This is a genomic window from uncultured Ferrovibrio sp., from assembly GCF_937960835.1.
In the GTDB taxonomy this organism is placed as follows: Bacteria; Pseudomonadota; Alphaproteobacteria; order Ferrovibrionales; family Ferrovibrionaceae; genus Ferrovibrio.
Genome location: NZ_CALGPC010000012.1, coordinates 87,867 through 110,088 on the forward strand (window position 1 = coordinate 87,867; position 22,222 = coordinate 110,088).

Annotated in this window: 20 protein-coding genes; 7 read left to right on the plus strand and 13 right to left on the minus strand. The window is 63.4% G+C overall.

What is annotated here, in order from left to right; all coding sequences use genetic code 11:
• Positions 1-15: 15 nt before the first annotated feature.
• The gene (xth, locus tag Q0603_RS12435) at positions 16-891 is read left to right on the plus strand and encodes an exodeoxyribonuclease III (RefSeq protein WP_298726099.1); all 876 of its coding nucleotides are present in this window, start codon (positions 16-18) and stop codon (positions 889-891) included.
• A gap of 152 nt (positions 892-1,043) precedes the next feature.
• Here xth and Q0603_RS12440 read toward each other — a convergent pair whose 3' ends face one another.
• Positions 1,044-1,679, minus strand: a complete 636-nt coding sequence (locus Q0603_RS12440) for a flavin reductase family protein (RefSeq protein WP_298726101.1) — start codon at positions 1,677-1,679, stop codon at positions 1,044-1,046.
• A gap of 514 nt (positions 1,680-2,193) precedes the next feature.
• Here Q0603_RS12440 and Q0603_RS12445 point away from each other — a divergent pair.
• Positions 2,194-3,213 (plus strand): NAD(P)/FAD-dependent oxidoreductase, encoded by a 1,020-nt coding sequence (locus tag Q0603_RS12445; protein ID WP_298726103.1) that lies wholly within the window; start codon positions 2,194-2,196, stop codon positions 3,211-3,213.
• Positions 3,214-3,302: 89 nt separating this feature from the next.
• On the opposite strand, the gene Q0603_RS12450 is transcribed toward Q0603_RS12445, so the two are convergent.
• The 7 genes from Q0603_RS12450 to ribA form a co-directional block, all read right to left on the minus strand.
• Positions 3,303-4,841, minus strand: a complete 1,539-nt coding sequence (locus Q0603_RS12450; protein WP_298726105.1) for a long-chain fatty acid--CoA ligase — start codon at positions 4,839-4,841, stop codon at positions 3,303-3,305.
• A 73-nt stretch (positions 4,842-4,914) separates the two neighbouring features.
• On the minus strand, positions 4,915-5,715 hold the full coding sequence (locus Q0603_RS12455; RefSeq protein WP_298726107.1) for a GNAT family N-acyltransferase: 801 nt from the start codon (positions 5,713-5,715) through the stop codon (positions 4,915-4,917).
• A 251-nt stretch (positions 5,716-5,966) separates the two neighbouring features.
• Positions 5,967-7,346 carry an AmpG family muropeptide MFS transporter gene (locus tag Q0603_RS12460; RefSeq protein ID WP_298726109.1) on the minus strand — a complete coding sequence of 460 codons (1,380 nt, stop codon included), beginning with the start codon at positions 7,344-7,346 and terminating at the stop codon, positions 5,967-5,969.
• A gap of 3 nt (positions 7,347-7,349) precedes the next feature.
• Positions 7,350-9,251, minus strand: coding sequence for a propionyl-CoA synthetase (locus Q0603_RS12465; protein WP_298726111.1), 1,902 nt, complete (start codon positions 9,249-9,251; stop codon positions 7,350-7,352).
• A gap of 134 nt (positions 9,252-9,385) precedes the next feature.
• Complete coding sequence (locus Q0603_RS12470) at positions 9,386-9,895, minus strand: L,D-transpeptidase family protein (RefSeq protein ID WP_298726113.1); 510 nt, start codon at positions 9,893-9,895, stop codon at positions 9,386-9,388.
• A gap of 38 nt (positions 9,896-9,933) precedes the next feature.
• Positions 9,934-10,947, minus strand: a complete 1,014-nt coding sequence (locus Q0603_RS12475; protein WP_298726114.1) for a hypothetical protein — start codon at positions 10,945-10,947, stop codon at positions 9,934-9,936.
• Between the two features lie 77 nt (positions 10,948-11,024).
• On the minus strand, positions 11,025-12,134 hold the full coding sequence (gene ribA / locus Q0603_RS12480; protein ID WP_298726115.1) for a GTP cyclohydrolase II: 1,110 nt from the start codon (positions 12,132-12,134) through the stop codon (positions 11,025-11,027).
• A gap of 193 nt (positions 12,135-12,327) precedes the next feature.
• Here ribA and Q0603_RS12485 point away from each other — a divergent pair, with 193 nt between their 5' ends.
• The 4 genes from Q0603_RS12485 to Q0603_RS12500 are packed head-to-tail and all read left to right on the plus strand — an operon-like array spanning position 12,328 to position 17,480.
• Positions 12,328-14,799: a patatin-like protein gene (locus Q0603_RS12485; RefSeq protein WP_298726117.1), complete on the plus strand. Its 2,472-nt coding sequence runs from the start codon at positions 12,328-12,330 to the stop codon at positions 14,797-14,799.
• A 30-nt stretch (positions 14,800-14,829) separates the two neighbouring features.
• Positions 14,830-15,756 carry a peptidylprolyl isomerase gene (locus Q0603_RS12490; RefSeq protein ID WP_298726119.1) on the plus strand — a complete coding sequence of 309 codons (927 nt, stop codon included), beginning with the start codon at positions 14,830-14,832 and terminating at the stop codon, positions 15,754-15,756.
• A 34-nt stretch (positions 15,757-15,790) separates the two neighbouring features.
• The gene (argJ, locus tag Q0603_RS12495) at positions 15,791-17,026 is read left to right on the plus strand and encodes a bifunctional glutamate N-acetyltransferase/amino-acid acetyltransferase ArgJ (protein ID WP_298726121.1); all 1,236 of its coding nucleotides are present in this window, start codon (positions 15,791-15,793) and stop codon (positions 17,024-17,026) included.
• A complete protein-coding gene (locus Q0603_RS12500; RefSeq protein ID WP_298726124.1) occupies positions 17,007-17,480 on the plus strand; it encodes a (deoxy)nucleoside triphosphate pyrophosphohydrolase in 474 nt (157 codons plus the stop codon). Before argJ ends, Q0603_RS12500 begins: the two co-directional genes overlap by 20 nt.
• Here Q0603_RS12500 and Q0603_RS12505 read toward each other — a convergent pair.
• A complete protein-coding gene (locus Q0603_RS12505) occupies positions 17,477-17,911 on the minus strand; it encodes a VOC family protein (protein ID WP_298726126.1) in 435 nt (144 codons plus the stop codon). The two genes, Q0603_RS12500 and Q0603_RS12505, sit on opposite strands and share 4 nt — an antisense overlap.
• A gap of 101 nt (positions 17,912-18,012) precedes the next feature.
• Between Q0603_RS12505 and Q0603_RS12510 the strand changes: the two genes are divergently transcribed.
• Positions 18,013-18,624 carry a TetR/AcrR family transcriptional regulator gene (locus Q0603_RS12510; RefSeq protein ID WP_298726129.1) on the plus strand — a complete coding sequence of 204 codons (612 nt, stop codon included), beginning with the start codon at positions 18,013-18,015 and terminating at the stop codon, positions 18,622-18,624.
• 12 nt (positions 18,625-18,636) lie between these two features.
• On the opposite strand, the gene Q0603_RS12515 is transcribed toward Q0603_RS12510, so the two are convergent.
• Genes Q0603_RS12515 through ugpC form a run of 4 tightly spaced genes read right to left on the minus strand, consistent with a single transcriptional unit; the run spans position 18,637 to position 22,213 of the window.
• The gene (locus Q0603_RS12515) at positions 18,637-19,527 is read right to left on the minus strand and encodes a methyltransferase domain-containing protein (protein ID WP_298726131.1); all 891 of its coding nucleotides are present in this window, start codon (positions 19,525-19,527) and stop codon (positions 18,637-18,639) included.
• A 49-nt stretch (positions 19,528-19,576) separates the two neighbouring features.
• Positions 19,577-20,236, minus strand: a complete 660-nt coding sequence (locus tag Q0603_RS12520) for a 2-dehydro-3-deoxy-6-phosphogalactonate aldolase (RefSeq protein WP_366132650.1) — start codon at positions 20,234-20,236, stop codon at positions 19,577-19,579.
• Positions 20,233-21,120 (minus strand): 2-dehydro-3-deoxygalactonokinase, encoded by an 888-nt coding sequence (locus Q0603_RS12525; protein ID WP_298726133.1) that lies wholly within the window; start codon positions 21,118-21,120, stop codon positions 20,233-20,235. Before Q0603_RS12525 ends, Q0603_RS12520 begins: the two co-directional genes overlap by 4 nt.
• A gap of 19 nt (positions 21,121-21,139) precedes the next feature.
• Positions 21,140-22,213: a sn-glycerol-3-phosphate ABC transporter ATP-binding protein UgpC gene (ugpC, locus tag Q0603_RS12530; protein ID WP_298726135.1), complete on the minus strand. Its 1,074-nt coding sequence runs from the start codon at positions 22,211-22,213 to the stop codon at positions 21,140-21,142.
• Between the last annotated feature and the right edge of the window lie 9 nt (positions 22,214-22,222).

Genomic DNA, 22,222 nt, shown 5'->3' on the forward strand with positions numbered 1-22,222 from the left:
TCGCCTGCCGCAGCGATGCGCATCGCCAGCTTCAACGTCAACGGCATCAATGGCCGCCTGCCGGTGCTGTTGCGCTGGCTGGAGGAAATCGCGCCCGATGTTGCCTGTCTGCAGGAACTGAAAGCGCCGCAGGAGAAATTCCCGCTGGCCGCCATCGAAAAGGCGGGCTATGGCGCGATCTGGCTGGGCCAGAAGAGCTGGAACGGCGTCGCCATCCTGCAGCGCGACGCAACACCGGAAGAAACCCGCCGTGGCCTGCCGCGCATCAAAGGCGGCAAGTTCGTTGACGATGTCCAGAGCCGCTATATCGAGGCGGCGGTCAACGGCCTTTTGATCGGCTGCCTCTATCTGCCCAACGGCAATCCGGCCCCGGGGCCGAAATTCGACTACAAGCTCGACTGGTTTCGGCGGCTCACGGCCTATGCGGCGACGCTGATGGAGTCCGGCCTGCCGGTGATCCTGGCCGGCGACTACAACGTGATGCCGACGGAGCTCGACGTCTACAAGCCCGAACGCTGGCTGGACGATGCGCTGTTCCGCCCGGAAAGCCGTGCCGCCTTCCATAAGCTTGTCGGCCAGGGCTGGACCGACGCGATCCGCAAGCTGCATCCGGATGAGCGCATCTATACCTTCTGGGACTATTTCCGGAATGCCTGGCCGCGCAATGCCGGCCTGCGCATCGACCATTTCCTGCTCAGCCCGAAAGTCGCACGCCGCCTTACAGCCGCCGGCGTGGACCGCAAAGTGCGCGGCTGGGAAAGAGCCAGCGACCACGCGCCGGTCTGGATCGAACTGAAGGAGACGGCACGGCGGGTTAAGCCGGCGGCGAAGGTGCCGAGCAAGAATGTGAAGAAGAAAAGTGTGAAGAAGACCACGAAGAAAACGGCATAGCCGTTACCCCGCACGCATCCATTCCCTCCTCGTCATCCCGGGCGCGCAGCATGCAATGGCGCACCGCAGACCCGGGATGACGGGACAGGTTATCGCCATTATGACACGCCGTTATCCGGCCAAAGCCAAACGCCGCCCCGCCGCGCACGTCGCTACTCCGCCGCAACTTTCGCGCCTGGCCGGTACATCTGGAAACGATTGGCCTCGGTGATGGTGAAGTAATCCGCCGGCCCGCCACCGCGTGAAATCGGATCGGCCGCGACGGTGTCGTAGATGCCGTCCTTCAAAAGGCTTTTGTCGATATAGACGGCAACCACCTCGCCGAAGGCGACCCAGGTCTCGATCTCGCCGCCCTCGGCAGTCTGCAGCTTGATGAGCTGCGTCAGCCTGCATTCGAACGAGACAGGACTTTCGGCGACGCGCGGTGCCTTGATCAGCCTGGACGGCGCTGGCGTCAGCTTGGCCAGGGCGAACTCGTCCACCTCAGGGCCGACTTCGGCGCAGCTGGCATTCATTTGCTCAGCCAGGCTGCGCGTCGCCAGGCTCCAGCCGAATTCCCTGGTTTCGGCTACATTGGCAATGCTGTCCTTCCAGCCGATGGAGGAAAAGCCGATGATCGGCGGCTTGTAATTGAAGAGATTGAAGAAGCTGTAGGGTGCAAGATTGCGCACACCCTTGGCCGAAAGCGATGAGATCCAGCCGATCGGCCGCGGTGCCACGATCATGTTGAGCGGATCGTGCTTCAGGCCATGGCCGAGGCGCGGTTCATAAAAATGATAGGCGGTCATCCTGGTTCCTGGTCGTCAGTATCGTTCATGCCTATGTTGGATCGTTTTCCATGCGGCCTCCACCATTCTCAATGAGCCTGGCAATCCGTGCTTCGGTTTTCGCATCTCCTTCCGCGCCGAAGGCGCTTTCTGTGCGAACGAAAACCACTTCGCCAAGCGGTGGGCGGTAGCGTCATTAGAGGCCGCATTCTTACCTCCTCTCCGGCTGTCGGACATCGCCAATCTGGCAACAACTACCGATTGAACAGCGGGCCGGGAAATTGGCCTCAGTTGGCCTGAATCGGACTCAAACTGGCTCGGAACTGCCGCCAGCTCGCCTTCAGTGGCACCGAATGGCTCCCATGGCCGGGACATACAAGATATATCAATAACTTAAGCCAAGGCGGTCGCCGGGGCCTAACCGGCCGGCATGAAACAGCCCCCATGCCTGCCCTCCATGTCTGGCCCCATGACTGGCTCTTGCCGGGTGAAGCCGCTACAAAAACCCGCCCCTTCCGTCAGTTGAGTCTCACGCATGAGCCATCAAACCGATATTGCCGTGATCGGCGCCGGGCCGGTCGGCCTGTTTGCCGTTTTTGAATGCGGGATGGTCGGCCTGCGCTGCCATGTGATCGATGCGCTGGACGCCATCGGCGGGCAATGCAGCGCGCTTTATCCAGAAAAGCCAATCTACGACATTCCCGGCTTCCCCCGGATCTCCGGCGCCGAGCTGATCGCGCAGCTTGAGCAGCAAATCGCCCCCATGCACCCGGTTTTCCATCTGGGGCAGCGCGTCGAGAAGCTGGAAGGCGAAGCGGGGAATTTCCGCCTCACGACCTCAAAAGGCACCGTAATCGAGGCGCGCGCGGTGATCATCGCCGCCGGCGCCGGCGCCTTCGGGCCCAACCGCCCGCCGCTTGCCGGCATTGAAGCCTATGAAGGCCGCAGGGACGGTACCGGCGTGCATTACCTGGTGCGCCGCGCCGAGGATTTCCGGGGCAAGCGTATCGTCATCGCCGGCGGCGGCGATTCCGCCGTCGACTGGGCGCTGGCGCTGCATGGCGTGGCCGCGCATATCGATTTCGTGCATCGGCGCGACCAGTTCCGCGCCGCGCCGGAAAACGTCAGCCGCCTGCGCGCGCTGAACGGCCAGGGCCTCGATATCGTCGTGCCCTATCAGCTCGACGCGCTGGACGGCGATGGCGCGACGCTCAGCGCCGTGATCGTCAGATCGCTGGATGGCGACGTGAAGCGGCTGGAGGCCGATGCGCTGCTCGCCTTCTTCGGGCTGAAAAGCGATCTTGGGCCGATCGCGAACTGGGGCATGGAGCTGGCGCTGCATCACCTGCCGGTCGATCCGTCCACCTGCCAGACCAGCAAAAGCGGCATCTTCGCCATCGGCGACGTGGCGACCTATCCCGGCAAGCTGAAGCTGATCCTCACCGGCTTTGCCGAAGCGGCCTCCGCCGCGCATGCGATCTATCCCATGCTGCAGGGCAAGCCGCTTCATTTCGAGTATTCCACCTCGAAAGGCGCGCCAGGGATCGGCTCCTGACCTGATCGTCATGCTCGGGCTTGGTCCGCGGGCCTTTCGCAAATCGGCGGGAGATGCCCGGGCCAAGCACGGGCATGACGTCTGGCGTCTTACACCCCTTCTTTCTGCAGCGCCGCGCGCAACTCCGTCTTCAGCACCTTGCCGTAATTGTTCTTCGGCAGAGCGTCGATGAAGCGGTACTGCTTCGGCCGCTTGAAGCGCGCGATGTTGTCCAGGCAAAGCCTGTCCAGCATCTGCGGCGTCAGCGCCGCGCCGTTGCGCGGCACCACGAAGGCGACTACCTCCTCGCCCCAGTCGGGATGCGGCTTGCCGACGACGGAGACCTCGCTGACATCGGGATGCTGCAGCAGCACTTCCTCCACCTCACGCGGATAGATGTTGCTGCCGCCCGAAATGATCATGTCCTTCGAGCGATCCTTCAGCGTCAGCCAACCATCTTCGTCGAAGCTGCCCATATCGCCGGTATGCAGCCAGCCATTGCGCAAGGTCTGCGCGGTCGCTTCCGGGTTCTTCCAGTAGCCCGCCATCACCACAGGCCCGCGGCAGATCACCTCGCCGATCTCCCCCGGCGGCAAAGGCCTGTCGTCGGCGTCGACCACGCGCACTTCCACATCCGTACGCGCCACGCCGGCCGAGCCCAGCCGCTCGCGATAGCGCGGATGCCCGTCATCGAGATGCATCTGCTTGTCCATGCCGGTGATGGTCATCGGCGCCTCGCCCTGGCCGTAGATCTGCGCCAGCTTCGGCCCCAGCACGTTCATCGCATCCACCAGATCGGCGACATACATCGGCCCGCCGCCATAGACGATGGTTTTCAGGTTGTCGGTCTTGGCCGTTGCGATCTGCGGCGCATGGATCAGACGATGCACCATGGTCGGCGCGAAGAAGAAGCTGCAATGCCTCCAATGCGCGATCAGGTCCAAAGTTTCGGCCGGATCGAAGCCGCCGCTATCGGGCACGATCTGATTGGCGCCGCGCGCGACATGCGGCAGGCCATACAGCCCCGAGCCATGGCTGATCGCGGCGCAATGGATGATGCAGTCGGTGGGATCGACGCGGTCCACATCGGCGAAATAGTTCATCGTCGCCGACCACAGATTGCGATGCGTCAGCATCGCGCCTTTGGGCCGCCCCGTGGTGCCTGAAGTATAAAACAGCCAGGCCAGCGCATCAGGGCTGATCCCGTCGTTGAACGGAACTGCGTCTGCCTCATAAAGCTTGGCGTAATCGCGCTCGCCCATCACGATCACGCGCTGCAGTGTCTTGATGTCCTTTGTCAGCGGCAGGAGATCCTCGGCCAGTTCTGCTGATACGATGGCCAGCTTGGCTTCAGAGTTTTCGATGATCCAGGCCGTCTCGCGCGCATGCAGCTTGGCATTGATCGGCACCGCCGCCAGCCCCGCATGCCAGACCGCAAACAGCAGCTCCCAGTATTCGGGCGTGTTCTTCAGAAACAGTGCGACGCGGTCGCCGGGCTGAAGGTTGGCCGCTGCGATCAGGCCGCCCGCCAGTTTCGGCACGCGCTGGCCCATCTGACCGTATGAGAGGCGAATGTCGCGGCCGACCGACAGCGCCGGGCGCTCAGCCCAGGTCTTGGCCGCGCGATGCAAAAGATACGCGATATTCATCGTCTTCCCGGGTTTTTCGTTTCCTCGGGAAGAATGTTACGCGTAAGACGGCGAGGCTGAAAAGCCCGGACGTTCAGGCGTGGTATTCGGTCTGCACCAGGCCTTCGTCGGGCGAGAAACGGTTATGGTATTTCGGCGCGATCCGCTCCACCGGCAGCAGGATGAACACATCCGTGGTGCCGAATTGCATATCGACCACCGCGCCATCGCCGATATAGGCGCCAAGCCGCAGGTAGGCCTTGATCAGCGGCGGCAGCGCATGCAGCGCGGCGCGCAGGTTGATCTGGTCGGGCGGCAGAAGGTTCATCGGCTGATACCGCTCGGGCAGCGCGCGCACGCGCCACTCTTCCGGCGGCAGGTGATGAGCATGGAGATAGCTTAGGCCCAGCGCATGCTCCTGCGGATCGGTGCCCGGGAAGGAGGCGCAGCCGAACATGAAGCTGATGCCATGGTCGGCGACGTAAGTGGAGATGCCGCGCCACAGCAGCTGGATTGTCGCATTGGTGCGATAGTCGCGGTGCACGCAGGAACGGCCAAGCTCCAGCAGGCCGCCGCTGGCACCGACATAATCCAGCATCGGCTGCAGATCGTATTCGGAGGCCGAATAGAAACCGCCATGCATCTCCGCCACGCTGCGGCGCAGCAGGCGGTAGGTGCCAACCGCCCGGTCGCCATCGGGACGCGAGCGGTCGAAGACCATCAGGTGGTCGCACAGCGTGTCGAACTGGTCGAAGTCAAGGCCCAGCCGCGCCATCTCAGGCGAAGGCTTCGCCGCCATTTCCTCGTAGAAGACCTGGTACCGAAGACGCTGCGCGGCCGCGATGTCTTCGGGGCTCCGGGTCAGCCGCACCTCGAAGCGTCCATCGGCGGACACGCACTGCCAGCCACTCCGTGGCAAACGGGACGCAGGTACAGCCGAAGGAACGGAGAGGGGCAGTTGCATGTTCATGCTCCGACTATGGCCATACACTGTGTAGCAAAGGTGTCAAATATATGACAGATTTGCTAAATCTCGTCCGCAATAAAATATCTAGCGAGTAAAGTCCAGCTCTCACCCCAAGATATGGGGCGACGCCTGTCACATAACCGATTGACGGCGCGAGGACAGTTTTAATCCGTATAATGTCAGTCTTCCGCCAGAAGCGTCTGGCCGGGGCGCGTTTCAGCTACCCGTGTCGCCGCCCCACGCCGCGTCAGCCAGGCCAGCAGAAGCAGTCCCGGGATCGCCGCGATAGTGGTGGCGACAAAGAAAAGCGGCCAGCCCAGCGGCTCGGCGATGAAGCCGGCATAGGACGACAGCACCGTCCGCGCCACCGCCGTCAGAGAGGACAACAGCGCATATTGCGTCGCCGTGTAGGCAACATCGCAAAGCGCCGAGAGATAAGCCACCAAAGCCGCCGTGCCCATGCCGCCGGCGAGGTTTTCCACGCCCACCGTGAGCGCCAGGAACCACAGGTCGTTGCCCTGCATCGCCAGCACGGCAAACAGAAGGTTGGAGATCATCTGCAGGATGCCGCAGACCCATAGCGAGCGATACAGCCCGACCGCCTGCATCAGCCAGCCGCCCAAAAACAGGCCCGCCATGGTGGCGACGAAGCCGTAAAGCTTGCTGACCTCGGCGATCTCCGCCTTGGTGAAGCCGATATTCAGATAGAAGCTGGTGGCCAGCACGCCGGCCAGGCTGTCACCCAGCTTGAACAGCATCACGAACAACAGGATGCCGACCCAGCCCTTGCGCGTCATGAATTGCAGCAACGGCCCGGCGACGCTGGCATAAAGCCAGGCCATCACCCTGGCGACAGCGCCCGACAGATGCGGACGTTCCGCCAGCCAAGCCTCGGCCTCGGCAAAGCGCCGCTCGGCATCGCCGCGCGGCTTGGCGGCCGGCTCTCCCACCAGCAGAACAGTGACCGCGCCGATCACCAGCAATGCCGCCATCGCGAAATAGACCAGCGACCAGTCGAGAAGCGTCGCGAGATACAGCGCGCCGGCCGAGGAGACCAGCATGCCGATGCGATAGCCGAAGACGATGGCGGCAGCGCCGGCGGCCAACTGGCGCTCTTCCAGGATTTCCACGCGCCAGGCATCGATCACAATATCCTGCGTGGCCGACATGAAGGCAACACCGACCGCGCAAAGCGCCGTCAGCATCAGCGCCTCGCCTGGATTGCTGACCGCCAGTCCGGCAATCGCCAGCATCAGCAAGGCTTGCGAGAAGATCAGCCAGCCGCGGCGACGGCCGAACAGACGCGTCAGCCCCGGCAAAGGCAGCCGGTCGACCAAAGGCGCCCAGAGGAATTTCAGCGTGTAGGGTACGCCGACAAGCGCGAACAGGCCGATCGATTGCAGGGACGCGCCCGATTCGGTGAGCCAGGCCTGCAGGGTCTGGCCGGTCAGCGCCAGAGGCAGTCCCGACGCGAAGCCGAGGACCGCGATGGCCAGCACGCGGCGATCGCGGTAGACCGCGAAAGCCGCAAGCCAGTCACGCAGGCGCTGAACCGCCACTATTTACGGCCGCTTGGCATAGCCGAGCGGCTTCAGCGCCTCGCCGATCTCGCTCAGGATGGCGGGATCATCGATGGTGGCGGGCATGCGATACTCTTGCGCGTCGGCGATCTTCTGCATGGTGCCGCGCAGTATCTTGCCGGAGCGCGTTTTCGGCAACCGTTTCACCACCACGGCCTGCTTGAATGCTGCCACGGGACCGATTTTCTCGCGGACGAGCTGGACCAGTTCCTGCACGATCTGATCTTCCGGCCGCGACACGCCGGCCTTGAGCACCACGAAGCCGAGCGGCACCTGCCCCTTGAGCTGATCGGCGACGCCAACCACGGCGCATTCGGCCACATCGGGATGCGAGGCCAGCACTTCCTCCATGCCGCCGGTGGACAACCGGTGCCCGGCGACATTGATGATGTCGTCGGTGCGGCTCATGATGAAGATATAGCCGTCCTCATCGATGTAGCCCGCATCGCCGGTGTTGTAATAGCCGGGGAAACGCGTGAGGTAGCTCTTCTTGAAGCCCTCGTCGTTGTTCCACAAGGTCGGCAGGCAGCCCGGCGGCAGCGGCAGCTTGATGACGATATTGCCGATATCGCCCGGCTTCACCGGCTGGCCATCATCATCGAGGATGCGGACATCGTAGCCAGGCACGATCTTGGTCGGCGAGCCATGCTTGACCGGCAGAAGCTCGATGCCCGTGCAGTTCGCGGCAATCGGCCAGCCGGTTTCGGTCTGCCACCAGTGATCGATCACCGGCCGCTTCAGATTGTCTTCCGCCCAGCGCACGGTATCGGGATCGGCGCGCTCGCCGGCCAGAAACAGCGTCCGGAACTGAGTGAGATCGTATTTCTTCAGCAGTTCGGCCTTCGGATCTTCCTTCTTGATCGCACGGAAGGCGGTCGGCGCCGTGAACAAGGCCGCGACCTTATGCTGTTCGATCACGCGCCAATAGGCGCCGGCATCCGGCGTGCCGACCGGCTTGCCTTCGTACAGCACCGTCGTGCAGCCGTAGAGCAGCGGCGCATAGACGATGTAGGAGTGACCAACCACCCAGCCGACATCGGAAGCCGCCCAATAGACCTCGCCCGGCTTCATGCCATAGACGTTCTTCATCGACCAATGCAGCGCCACCATATGGCCGCCGTTGTGGCGCACAACGCCCTTCGGCACACCCGTGGTGCCGGAGGTGTAGAGGATGTAAAGCGGATCGGTAGCGGCAACCGGAACGCAATCGGCCGGAGCGGCCTTCTCAACCTCCGACGCGAAATCGAAATCGCGGCCTTCTTGCAGCGGCGCCTGATACATCGGGCGCTGGAAAATGAAGCAGCATTCCGGCTTATGCGTCGCTATGGCGATGGCCTGATCGAGCAGCGGCTTGTATTCGACGACACGCCCCGGCTCGAGACCACAGGACGACGCGATCACCATCTTCGGCTTGCAATCGTCGATGCGGGTGGCGAGTTCGCGTGGCGCGAAACCGCCGAATACCACCGAGTGGATGGCGCCGATGCGGGCGCAGGCCAGCATCGCCATCACCGCTTCCGGCGTCATCGCCATGTAGATGATCACGCGATCGCCCTTGGTCACGCCGCGCGCCTTCATCGCGCCCGCCAGCTTGGCGACGGCATCGCGCAACTCGGTGTTGCTGTAGGTGCGGATCGTGTCGGTAACCGGCGAATCGTAGATCAGCGCCGCACGGTCGCCATGGCCTGCCTCGATATGCCGGTCCAGCGCATTATAGCAGGTATTCGTCTCGGCCCCGACGAACCACCGGTAAAACGGCGGCGAGCCGGCATCCAGCACCTGGTCCCAGGTCTTGTACCAATGCAGCTGACTGGCCGCGTCGGCCCAGAATTTTTCCGGGTCCGCCATAGCGGCGGCATAAACCTGATCATACTGGCTTGCCATGTGTTCCTCCCGACTAACGCCGCTTTCTGCTTCTGCGGCTTTTGTTCGCCGATCTATAGCAGAGGTCGGCGTCGCAGAATAAGGCTCTTGTCCGGCCCTATAGCGCCTTGATCTCGGTCAAGCGCAGCGGCTGATCACGCCCGAAGGATTTGCACGGCGGCCCTGGCCGGCACCGCCGCCAGCAATGCCTGCAGATCGGGCAGCGCCAAGGCTATACAGCCTTCTGTGCCGGTGTAATCCGGCCGCGCGACATGCATGAAAATGGCGCTGCCCAGGCCCGGAATCGGAGGATCGTCGTTATGGCCCAGTTCGACGATGATGTCGTAGACGTGATCCTTTCGCCAAAGCTTCTCATGGCTTGCGGCATAAGGCAGCTTCACGGGCCGGTTATAGGCGGGATCGGCCGGATCGTCGCACCAGCCATCGAGCGGATCGAGTGGACGGATCGGCAATCGTGTTGCCGGCGCCTGCAACCGGTCAGGACGATACATGACCTGCCGCAAAGGATAACGTCCCAGCGGGGTGGCGCCATCGCCTTCGCGCTTATCCGCCTCGGGCTTGCAGCCGCCTTTGCCCAGCGCGCAACGAAAGCGCAATCCGCCGAAGCGCAGCCAGCCGTCGGAGGTCACCAGGATATCGATCATGATGCGATGAAGCGGGATTCGCCGCCTCAGCGCAAGCCTTAGTAGCGCTGATCCACCTGAGAAGCCGTGCCGGAGCGGCGTTCGCGCTGCTGCTGCATGTCGAAATATTTCTGATAGGCAGCGGCGGCACGCTCGGCCCATTCGGCGGAACTCGGCGTTTCACCGCGGCGAGCCGTACCTTGCGCGGCCGGAGCAGCGTGGATGCCAAACTTGCTGACCGCATGCTGGCGGGTGACCGGCTGGGTGCCGACGCCGCGGGTTATGGTTCCGCCGCCTTGCGGGAAAGCCGCAAACCAGGTGCGGCCGTCGGCGGTATCCGAAGCAACAGCCGGCGTGGCCTTGGCTGGGGCGACATTCCCCTGCAAGCGGCGCGCATGCGCGGCCAGGATCGCGGAGGGATCGGTCAATTGCGCGGCATCGCTATTGGCCCGGCGCCGGGACTTTCTGTGCTGAGACTCGATCTCGGCCGTCTCATTGGCCATCTCTTCGCCGCGCCTGCGCTGCTCGGACTCACCTTCTTCCTCGCGGCGCCGGACGGTGAGTTTCATGTCGCTTTGCGGCAACGGCGGCTGAATCGCCGCGGTCAGCTCAGGCGGCACCCGATCTGTCGGCGGCGCTTCGGCCACCTGGACAGCCGGTTCGGATTTGTCCGTCGGACCGATATCAATGCCCAGCATGGCCAGCGCATGTTCGCCGGGATCCTTGCCGGTGCTTTCCTCCACCATCGCGCCGATCAGCGAGATGGCGACGCCGATAGGTCCGCCGAACAGGCCACCACCGGCGATCCGGGCGCCCGGATCGATGGTATCGCCCGTGATCGCCCGATAAACGGTCGAGACCACCGGGATATGCTGAAGCGGGTTGATGATGTCGAGGAAATCCCAGAACGAGAAACCGTCCTTGCCAAACAGGCCGTCCGATGCACGCGCCTTCCCCTCGGCTGCCGTCGCCTGTTCGGTCGGCAACCGGCTTGTCTGCCGGGGAAAATCGAGCACCAGATCGTTCAAGACAGCACCGCCTTGGTCGTTACGGACCAGGGCGGTGCAAGCCACGGGCCAGAAATCAGCCCATATAAATCAATACGTTAATATTGCGAGATCCGGGAAGCTGGGCAAATCCTGCCGGGTACTTACAGATAGTGGCCCGACTTCTTCCGCTTGGCCGCCAGATAGGCCTCGTTATGGGCATTGGGGGGAAATTTATGGGCGACCCGCTCGACCACCTCGATGCCGCAGGCAGCCAGGCCTTTGACCTTTTCCGGGTTGTTGGTCAGCAGCCGCACCCGGGTGAAACCGAGCCTCCGCAGCATGTTGGCCGCGGGCAGGAACCACCGCTCGTCGGCATCGAAGCCGAGCCGCTGATTGGCTTCAACCGTATCGAAGCCCTGGTCCTGCAACTGATAGGCACGGAGCTTGTTGACCAGCCCGATGCCGCGGCCTTCCTGCGCCAGATAAAGCAAAATGCCAGCACCAGCTTGGTTGATCGTGCGCACGGCGCCGCGCAACTGCTCGCCGCAATCGCAGCGCAGGCTGCCGAGCAGATCGCCAGTGAAGCATTCGGAATGCAGCCGGACGAGAACCGGCGCAGTCGGGTCAGGCTCGCCGATCACCAGCGCGAAATGCTCCTGCCGGCCATCGGCGGGACGGAAAGCATAAAGCCGCGCGTTTTCCGCATCGGCGACCGGCAAACGTGCCTGACTGATCGGAACCAGCGTCTCGGCAGCGATGCGGTCATAGCTCTGCACAGCGGCAGCGGGTACTTCGAGCATGCCGGGCGGCAAGGCTGCCTCGGCGGCGAGCGGAACATGCACCACCGCCGGCAGCAGGAAGGCGGTCTTGGCCAGCTTGATTGCCACAGCGGCGCTTTCGGGCGGCGCGGCCTTGATCCGCGTGAACGGACCGCGCAGCGGCGCCGCCAGATCGCGGCTGGCATCAGCGAGATCGCGGATCAGCGTGGCGCGCTCTTCCGGTGGAGCCGGCAGATCTGCCAGCGGCAAAAGAATGGGGTCATGACCGGTCGGCCCGATATGCAGCACGGCCGCACGCGAGGCGGTCAACACCAGGGCTGCATCGGCGCTGAGCGCAGCGCATTGCGCCAGGACCGGCTCGGTCAGCGTTTCGGCCGCCAGGACCAAGGCCCGCTCCTGCCCCAGGGTCAACAAAATGGGCCGGCCGCGGCGGAGTTCATGGCCGGCACGGTCGACGGCAATCGCCGCTGCTTGCTGCTCAAAATCGGACATAGCCCGCCCGGTGTACGACGCTGAAAGAGGATCGGCAAGGCGCTTGGACTGTGACCGGGCGCACGACTGACTAGGCTGACGACACGGAAACGGGTGATTTGTCAGCGCTAATCGCTAAAGCTCATGGCGAATACTTGAGCCGGGCCGCCGCAGGCGGCAGACTCGTCGCGGCATTTTGGGGGGGAGGCAGAGCGTGCAGGAGAAAGAGTTACGCCTGGCGCTGGTCTGTTTCGGCGGCGTATCCCTCGCCATTTATATGCATGGCGTGGTCAAGGAAGTCTTGAAGCTGGTCCGCGCCTCGAAAGCCTACCACGACATCCCCAAAGGCCCGGCGCGCGAGGCTGCGCGCTTTGGCGACAACATCCGCCCGGGCGATACCGAATACGACAGCGAACACGCCTATTTCGAGCTGCTGAAGGAACTCGGCCGGTATGTCGACCTGCGGGTGGTGGTCGATGTCGTGTCCGGCGCCTCGGCCGGCGGCATCAACGGCATCATCCTTGCCCGGGCGCTGGCCCATGACCTGCGCATCGATCATTTCCGGGACTTGTGGCTGCGCGAGGCGGATGTGTCGCGTCTGCTCGATCCGGAAAAGAAGGCCGGCCAGCTCAGCAAGATGTACATGCGGCCGCTTCTGTGGCTGGCATCACGCTCGAAACTGGGGCGCGTGCTGCTGGACCGGGAGGTGCGCGACAAGATCTCGCTATTCACCCGCTCGCGCTGGTTCGAGCCGCCTTTCGACGGCCAGCATCTGTCGCGGCAATTGCTGGCGGGGCTGGAGGCCATGGGCGATCCGCAGAAGCCGGGCCAGTCGCTGATGCCGAGCCAGCTTACGCTGGATCTGTTCGTTACGCTTACCGACTTCTACGGCTATCTGAAGCATATCCCGATCCACGATCCACCTTTGGTGCATGACCGCGAGCATCGCCATTTGCTGCGCTTCTCCTACCGGCGCTGGCCGAATGGCGAAGAGGATTCGGATTTCACCCGTGCCGATGCCCCGGCGCTGGCTTTTGCAGGCCGCGCCACCTCGGCTTTCCCCGGCGCTTTTCCACCCACGCAGCTGAGCGACATCGATCGCCTGCTGGATGAACAGGGCCGCCAGTGGGAGCGGAAGCAGAAATTCGTGGAAAAGAATTTCCGCGACTATATCCGCGCCGAGCTCGATCCGGAGAATACCTCCTTCCTCGACGGCGGCGTGCTGGCGAACAAGCCGTTTGCTGCCGCGATGAAAGCGATCCGCGGACGGCCCGCCTATCGCCAGGTCGACCGCCGCCTCGTCTATATCGACCCGCAGCCCCTGCGGCCAGCCCCGCCGCCGACGGGCCGCGTGCCGGGTTTCTTCCGCGTCCTCAAAGGCGCGCTGAGCGACATTCCGCGCAACGAGCCGATCGCCGACGAACTGATCTGGGCGAACCGCTTCAACGAGCGGGTTCGCCATTTGCGCAGCGTGATCGACGCCACCCAGCCGCAGATCGCGCAACTGGTGGCGGAAAGCGCGCCGCAGAATCTGGATGCGCCGCTGAGCGAGTCGGAAATCCGGCTATGGCGCATCCACGCCAGCGAACGCGCCGTCCAGGAAGCCGGCTTTGCCTATGAAGGCTATGTCCGCCTCAAGCTGGGCGCGGTGCTGGACTTTGTGACCAAGCTGGTCTGCTCTGCCTGTCATTTCGGAGAGCATTCCACCGAGGCGCAATGGACGCGGCAGGTCTTGCTGCGCTGGGCGGAGGACCGCCAGGTCTGCCACACGGCGGTCCGTTTCGAGCGCGCGCCGCCGGGAACGCCCGTCGATCAGCTGCCCCCCTGGGTGCGTTTCCTGCTGCGCTTCGATGTGGCGTTCCGGCAGCGCCGCCTGCGTTTCCTGCTGCAGCGCCTCAACCAGCTTTACGGCAAGCTGGGCGATCCGGAACACAAGGGCCTGGAGGCCGCGAAACTCGATGCGCTCAAGCGCTCGCTTTATGATGCGCTGGATGCGCTGCGGCGCTTCGATAACGGCAACGGCTTCTCGGACAGCACCAAGGCACAGGCAACGGCCTTGTTCTTTCGCCCTATCGCGCCGCAGACACCCGAGCGGCTGGCGGCGGAGGCTGCTGCTTTTGCCTCAGGCCATTTGCGCGACATCGATGCGCTGATCGATGCCCTGGCGAAGGACATCAATCTGGACAGCACCACTGGCCAGCTCGATGCCCTGTTCGCCAACATGCAGCCGGAAGACTGGAGCATCCTGGCGCGGCGCGACCTGCTGGTCAGCTATATCGGCTTCCCCTTCTGGGACGTGCTGACCTTCACGATCACCAATTGGCGCGATCTGGGCGAGTTCAACGAAATCCGCATCGACCGCATCAGCCCCGAGGATGCGGTGGCGATCCGCCGCGAGAATACCCTGAAGGGTATTCATCTTGGACGGTTCGGCGGCTTTTTCAGCCGGGCGCATCGCGAGAACGATTATCTCTGGGGCCGGCTGCATGCCGCCGACCGGCTGATCGACATCGTCTACGACGCCGCGGTGGGCCGGGAGGCGGAAGTGCAGATCGACCGCCAGGCGCTGAAGCTGAAGGCTTTCCGCATGATCCTGGATCGCGAGGCGGCCAATCTGGCCGTCAGCCGCGAGCTGATCGAGGAACTGCGCCGGGAATTGGACGATATCGCCGTCAGGAACGCCTGACCGCCGCTTGTCGCGCTATGGAAAAAGCGTATGCTCGGCAGCCCTGAACAACTGCGCGAGCCATCCGTGATCCATCCCATTCGTTCCATCCTCCTGGCAGCCGCCATTGCGGCCACCAGCCAATTGTCGATTGCCCATGCCCAGCCGGCCAACAAGGCCGTCGGCAACGATCCCGTGGTGGCGCGCGTCAACGGCCAGCCCATCACCCGTTCAGCAGTGATCGACTTCTACAACCAGTTGCCGGCACCGATGAACCAGATCCCGCTTGAGCAGCTCGTGCCTGGCATCATCAACGAGCTGACCGCCCGCAAGCTGCTGGGCGAAGCCGCCGAGAAGGCCAAGCTGGCCGATGATCCGGCGGTGAAAAGCCAGTTGCAGGCCGCGCGCGAACAGGTGCTGCAGCAGGCCTATCTGGACCGCCAGATGAAGACCGCTTTGACCGAGCCCAAGCTGAAGGCGCGCTACGAAGAACTCATCAAGGCCCAGCCGCCGCAGGAAGAGGTTCATGCGCGCCATATCCTTACGGCTACCGAGGCCGATGCGCAGGCCGCCCTCGACGAAGTGAAGAAGGGCGTGGACTTCACTGAAGTCTCCAAGAAGCGCTCGATCGGCCCGACGGCGACCACCGGCGGCGATCTTGGCTTTTTCACCAAAGACAAGATGGTGCCGGAATTCGCCGAGGCCGCCTTTGCGCTGCAGCCAGGCCAAGTGAGCGAGAAGCCGGTGAAGAGCCAGTTCGGCTGGCATGTGATCAAGGTGGAAGCCCGCCGCAAGGCCGAGCCGCCGCGCTTTGAAGACGTACGCGAGCAGGTCTATGAGATCATGAGCAACGAAGTGGTCGAGCAGACGGTGGAAGAGCTGCGCAAGTCCGCTAAGATCGAGAAATACGACTGGCAGCCGCCTGCGGGGCAACTGCCGACCATCGCACCGGCGGAAGCCGCACCCAAGAAGAAATAGACCAAGAAGACGTAGACGAAGTCGAGATTACACCATGGCTGCGCATTCCGTTTCGCCGCTGGCGCCCAAGAAGCTTCCGAAACTGCCGCCGATCGCCGGCGCCCGTCTTGCCACCGCCTTGAGCGGCATGCGCTACAAGGGCCGCGACGATCTGCTGATGGTTGAGTTTGCTGCCGGCACCACGGTGGCGGGCGTCTTCACCCGATCCTCGATGCCGGGCGCGCCGGTGGATTGGTGCCGCAAGATCCTGCCGAACGGTAAGGCGCGGGCCCTGGTCGTCAATGCCGGCATTTCGAACGTGTTCACCGGCAAGGCCGGCCAGCGGGCAGTGAAGCTGACCGCGGACGGCGCGGCGAAGACGCTCGGCTGCAAGTCGGCGGAAGTCTATCTCGCCTCCACCGGCGTGATTGGCCAGATCCTGCCGGCCGAGAAGATCGTTGCCAAGATGCCGAAGATGAAGAAGGCACTGAGCGACGATAACTGGCTGGCCGCCGCCAAGGCGATCATGACCACCGACACCTTCCCCAAGCTCGCCACCGCGCGCTGCAAGATCGACGGCAAGCCGGTGACGATCAATGGCTTTGCCAAGGGATCGGGGATGATCGCGCCGGACATGGCCACCATGCTGGCCTTCCTGGTGACCGATGCCAGGCTGCCGGCCGATACCTTGCAGGCCCTGCTGAAGGCGTCGAACAACCAGAGTTTCAATTGCCTGACCGTCGATGGCGATACCTCGACGTCGGACACGGTGCTGCTCTTCGCTACCGGACAGGCCGGCAACACGCCCTATACCAAGGCAACCGATAGGCGCCTGGCGGATTTCCGCCGCGCCCTCACCGAGGTCATGGCAGAACTGGCGCAGCTTATCGCCCGCGACGGCGAAGGCGCGCAGAAGCTGGTGACCATCGAAGTGACCGGCGCCAAGAACGATGCATCCGCCCGCGTCATCGCGCGCGCGATTGCCAATTCACCGCTGGTGAAGACCGCAATTGCCGGCGGCGATGCCAATTGGGGACGCATCATCATGGCGGTCGGCAAATCGGCTGAGCCCGCCAATCGCGACAAGCTGGTGATCAAGATCGGCGGCAAGCCAGTGACCCGCAATGGCATGGTGCGGCCCGATCACGACGAGGCCTATGCGACCAAGCATTTCAAAGGCCGCGACGTGCAGATCAGCGTCGATGTGGGCGTGGCCAAGGGCACGGCCAAGGTTTGGACCTGCGACCTGACGCATGGATATATCGACATCAATGCCGACTACCGGAGCTGATCCCATCAAGGACGACCTGTGCCCCGGTGATGCCGCGGCATTGCTGGCACCGAAGCCGGTCGTGCTGGTGGTGGCGGTTGCGTTGGTCGATGCCGATGGCCGGGTGCTGCTGACCCAGCGCCCGGAAGGCAAAGCCTTGGCCGGGATGTGGGAGTTTCCCGGCGGCAAGGTCGAACCCAACGAAACGCCGGAAGCTGCGCTGATCCGCGAGCTGCATGAAGAACTGCATCTCGACATCAGTGCTGCCTGCCTGGCGCCATTTGCCTTCGCCAGCCACGCCTATGAAAGCTTTCATCTGCTGATGCCGCTCTATGTCTGCCGCCGCTGGGCCGGCCAGCCGCAGCCGCGCGAAGGCCAAGCGATGAAATGGGTGCGGCCGATCAAGATGAACCAGCTTGAAATGCCGCCAGCCGATAAGCCGCTGGTGGCGATGCTGCGCGACCTGCTCGATTAGTTCAGGTCGCGTTCCAGCACTCCCTCCCTGAACTGAGCGGCGAATTCCGCGGAAGGCGGGATCGGCTTGATCACATCGATCAGAATGCCGTTCGGATCGGCGACGATGAAGTGGCGCTGGCCGAAAGCCTCATCGCGGAGATCCAAGCGGATATTGAGGCCTGCATCCTTCGCCCGGCTGTATTCCGCGTCGACATCCTCGACCTCGAAATTGATCAGCACGCCCTGGGCCGGCTTGCGATATCCCTCCGGAATCGTCTCGTGACGGCAATCCAGCACGGCGAGATGGGTGTTTGGATCCACCTTGCTGGTGAGATGGACATACCAGTCGCTCTCGAAGGCCGGGGCAAAGTTGAAATGCTGCTCATAGAAAGCCCGCGTGGCGGCCACGTCCTGGGTGCAGATGACCGGGTAATACTGGGTCAGTTTCATCGCGGGCCTCCTTTCGGCATCATCCGGCCCTGATCAGGCAGTTCGGCGATTCGGGCTTGCCGGGCCGGGCTTGGCGTTATACAAACATACAGGCTGTATGTATGCAAGAGAAAAGGCGACAGAGCAAAGCCGAGAAGCATGCAATCACCCGCGCCGCCCTGCTGGCGACAGCGCGGCGGCTTTTTGCGGCCAAAGGCTATGCGGAGACGGGGACCGAGGAGGTCGTGGCCGAGGCCGGGGTGACCCGCGGCGCCCTCTACTATCACTTCACCGACAAGCGCGCCTTGTTCGAAGCGGTGGTGGAAAGCGTGGCGCAGGAAGTGCTGAACGCCATCGAGGCCGCCGCCGGCCAAGCGAAGACCCCGGCAGAGGCCTTGATAAAAGGCACCACTGCCTTCCTCGATGCCTGCCTGGAACCGGCGGCGCGGCAGATATTCCTCATTGACGCGCCTTCTGTGCTGGGCTGGAAACGGTGGCGCGAGATCGATGCGCGCTATGGCGGCGGCTCGCTGCGGATGGGCATCGAAGCTGCATTGGAAGCCTTGCCGAAAGCGCAGCGTCTCTCGGCCGATGCGCTGACCTACCTGCTGACCGGCGCGATGAATGAAGCCGCACTCTGGCTCGCCGAGGCGGAGAATGAAGCTGCGGCACGCAAGGCGGCGGATGCGGCGCTGAAACGGATTCTCGAACTGCTTTTTGATCCTGAGCGCTGATTATAGCGCACCCTACGGCTTCGGCTTGTCACCCAGCCGGTATTCCTGCGTATCCAAAGCGGCCGCCAGGCGCTGCGCAGCCTGACCGGGGCGCAGGGGCTTCTGCTGACTTTCGTGCGGGTGCCAGCCTGTCAGGGTGACGATCTCGAAGGTTGCCGGGATGCGGCCATCGGGCCCGGCAAAGCGCTGCTGATAGATCTCCGCCATACGGAACAGCGTGGCGCGGCGGGTGAAAGACTTGCGGCGATCGCGGGTGGCATTGGTCTCTCCCATGCCGCGCAGATCGCGCATCAGGCGGAAGGCATCGCCATAGGTGACCGTGATGCGCTCGCTATCGGCCACCGGCAGAGCAAAACCGGCCCGCTGCAGCAGCGCGGCGCCATCCAGGGTTTCAGCCATTGGCGAGACCCGCGGGCTGGCACCACCTTCCAGCTCTGCCTCGGCCGCCAGCCAGGACTGCCGCAACTCGGTCAGCGTGGAACCGCCCAGCATCGCGCCCAAAAAAAGCCCGTCAGGCTTCAGGCTTTGACGGATCTGGACCAGCGCCCCGGGCAAATCGTTGATCCAGTGCAGATTGAGCAGCGCGATCACCAGGTCGAAACGGCCAGCCCCGAAAGGCAGGAATTCCTCGTCGCCAATCACATGCAGCCCTGGCCCGGCGGTGCTGTCGAGCGACACCAGCGTTTCGATCTGGCCGCGGCCATTCAGCCGCCGCATCAGCCAGGCCGCATCGCAGCCTTGCACCAAAGCGGTCGGAAAACTGCGGCGGATGTCGTCCAGACGGTCGAGCAGTCGGTCTGCGACCGCGTCTCGCAAAAAGTCGTAGTCGTGCGCATGGAGCGCTGCACGCTGCCGCTGCCGGCGCTTGGCGGCGCGGTCAAAAACCAGCATCGTCTCTGTCATGCACCTATTCTCGCATGACAGCGCTCCGGTTTCTATGCGCGCGCCAGTCTTATGCGGGGGCTGGTTCGCAACAGAGTGCGGGCACGGCGCTGCGGCAGCCCGATACCAGGCTGCGCGCCCTCTCCTCCACTTCGGCCGGGGTCATGCCGGGCTTGTAGAGGTAGGAGCCGATGCCAAATCCGGCGGCGCCGGCGGCATACCATTCCGCCATCGTCTCCGGCCGGATGCCACCGACCGGCAAGACCGGAATATGTTCGGGCAGCACAGCCTTCAGGCTGCGCAATATGGCGGGGGTGAAGGCCTCGGCGGGAAACAGCTTCAATGCGTCTGCGCCAGCACCAATCATGGCAAACGCCTCTGTCGGCGTGGCGAAGCCCGGCACGGCGACCATGTCGAGGATCTTGGCCTTATGCACGATACCGGTATCGGCATGGGGCGAGACGATCATCCGGCCGCCTGCGATCGCCACCTGCTTGACCATGATCGGATCGACCACGGTGCCGGCGCCAATCAGCGCGGTATCGCCGAACCGTTTGGCCAGGGCAGCGATGCTTTCCAGAGGACGCGGCGAGTTCAGCGGCACTTCCATGACGCGGAAACCGGCGGCATAGAGGGCTTCGCCAACCGCGACCGCCTCTTCCGGCTTGATGCCGCGCAGGATCGCGATCATCGGACAATTCTTCAGCCATGGCGACATATCCTTCATCATGGACGTCCTCCTGCCAGCAGTCGGCCGAGGCGATGAAGTCCGCGTGCGGCGGCATGTTCCGGTGCGATCTTTGCCGTGATCCCAAGGCAGTCGAAGGCAATCCGATACCGCTCCGCCAGATCAGGCGCCCCGACAATAAAAACGCTGCCGGTCCATTTTGTGCCACGAAGCTCGTGGCCGATGACGATACCTGAGAAATAGTCCGGCGCAGCATCAGGGGCAAGCTCGTCGAACAGCCGCCGCGTGCGAATGCCGAACAGATGATGCAGCAAACCGCCAGCTTGACCGGAGCGCCCAACACCAGCACGGAAGGCTTCGGCATCGAAGGCGACGGGCCGAGACGGCAGCATGGCCGCAAGCAGGCCTTCGCGCCGCATCAAGGCAAAAACTTCGCCCGTCATTGCAGTCGTGAAGCTACGGATGCTCCCCTCCTCGACCGTCACATGCTTACTATGCGTGCCTGGCAGGCAATGCATGCCGGTTTCCGCCGCTTCGATGACGCCAAAGATTTGAATTTCCTCGCCGCGCATGACGTCGGGCAGGCCATCGGCGGTGCGGCAGGCAAGGCCGGGTACGATTAAGGCGTTGCGCCCGGCGCTGATCTCCACGGGCAGCAGTTTCGCGGGGATGTCTTCCAGCCGTGCTGGACAATCGACATAGCCGGCTTCGCGCCAGCCTTGGCGGCTGCCTACCATGCCGGACAGCAGGATCGTCTCATTGCCTTGATCAAGCCACGCGCCGATTTCCTGTTGCAGGACGGCTGCATAATCATCGGGGCGCAGGGTGGTGATGCCGCGCGGCGCCTGACGTATCTCCAGGATATCGCCATCGTCGTCGAACAGATAGGCGCGAAAGCCGCTGCTGCCCCAGTCGATGCCGATCATGGCTCAGGCGCCGCAGCGGCTACGCCACCAAACGCTGCCCGGTTTCCGCGTCGAACAGATGGACACGATCAAGCTGCGGCAACAGATGCAGCATGCTGCCGGGCGTAAAGCCCTGGCGTTCGGAAAAGACACCGCAAATCTGCGCACCCGAAAGTTCGGCATAGACGAAGGTGTTGGCGCCGGTCGGCTCGACGACTTCAACCTTGACCGGAAGGCCGCTGCCATTCGACGGCGTCAGATGCTCTGGCCGGATGCCGTAAACCACCTCCTGACCGTCCCGTCCCGCGGTTACTTCGCCCAGTGGCAGATCGATGCCAGCCTCCGTTGCCACCCAGTTCCGATTGCCGCTGCGGCGCAGCACGCCGCGGATCAGATTGATCGCCGGCGAGCCGATGAACCCGGCCACGAAAAGATTGGCCGGATTGTCATAGAGTTCGAGCGGCGTGCCGATCTGTTCGACGATGCCGTCATGCATGACGACGATGCGATCCGCCATGGTCATCGCCTCGATCTGATCGTGGGTCACGTAGATCGAGGTGGTCTTGAGTTGCTGATGCAGCGCCTTGATCTCGGTCCGCATCTGGACGCGCAGCTTGGCATCCAGGTTACTGAGCGGCTCGTCGAACAGGAAGACCTGCGGGTTGCGCACTATGGCACGCCCCATGGCGACGCGCTGGCGCTGACCGCCCGAAAGCTGTTTGGGATAGCGGTCCAGGAGCGGTGTCAGACCCAGAATCTGAGCGGCCTTCTGTACCCGCTCGTTGATCACCGCCTGCTCGGCTTTCCGAAGCTTCAGCGAGAAGCCCATATTCTCGCGGACCGTCATATGCGGATACAGTGCGTAATTCTGAAACACCATGGCAATGTCGCGATCCTTGGGCGGGATCTCATTCACCACGGTGTCGCCAATCCGGATCGTGCCGGCGGAGATCGCCTCCAGTCCGGCGATCATCCGCAGCAGGGTTGATTTACCGCAGCCCGACGGCCCCACCAGCACGACGAACTCGCCATCTGGAATCGCAATGTCGATGCCATGGATCACTTCAAGAGCGCCGTATGTCTTGCGCACTGCCTCCACGCTCACACTTGCCATACCCTACTC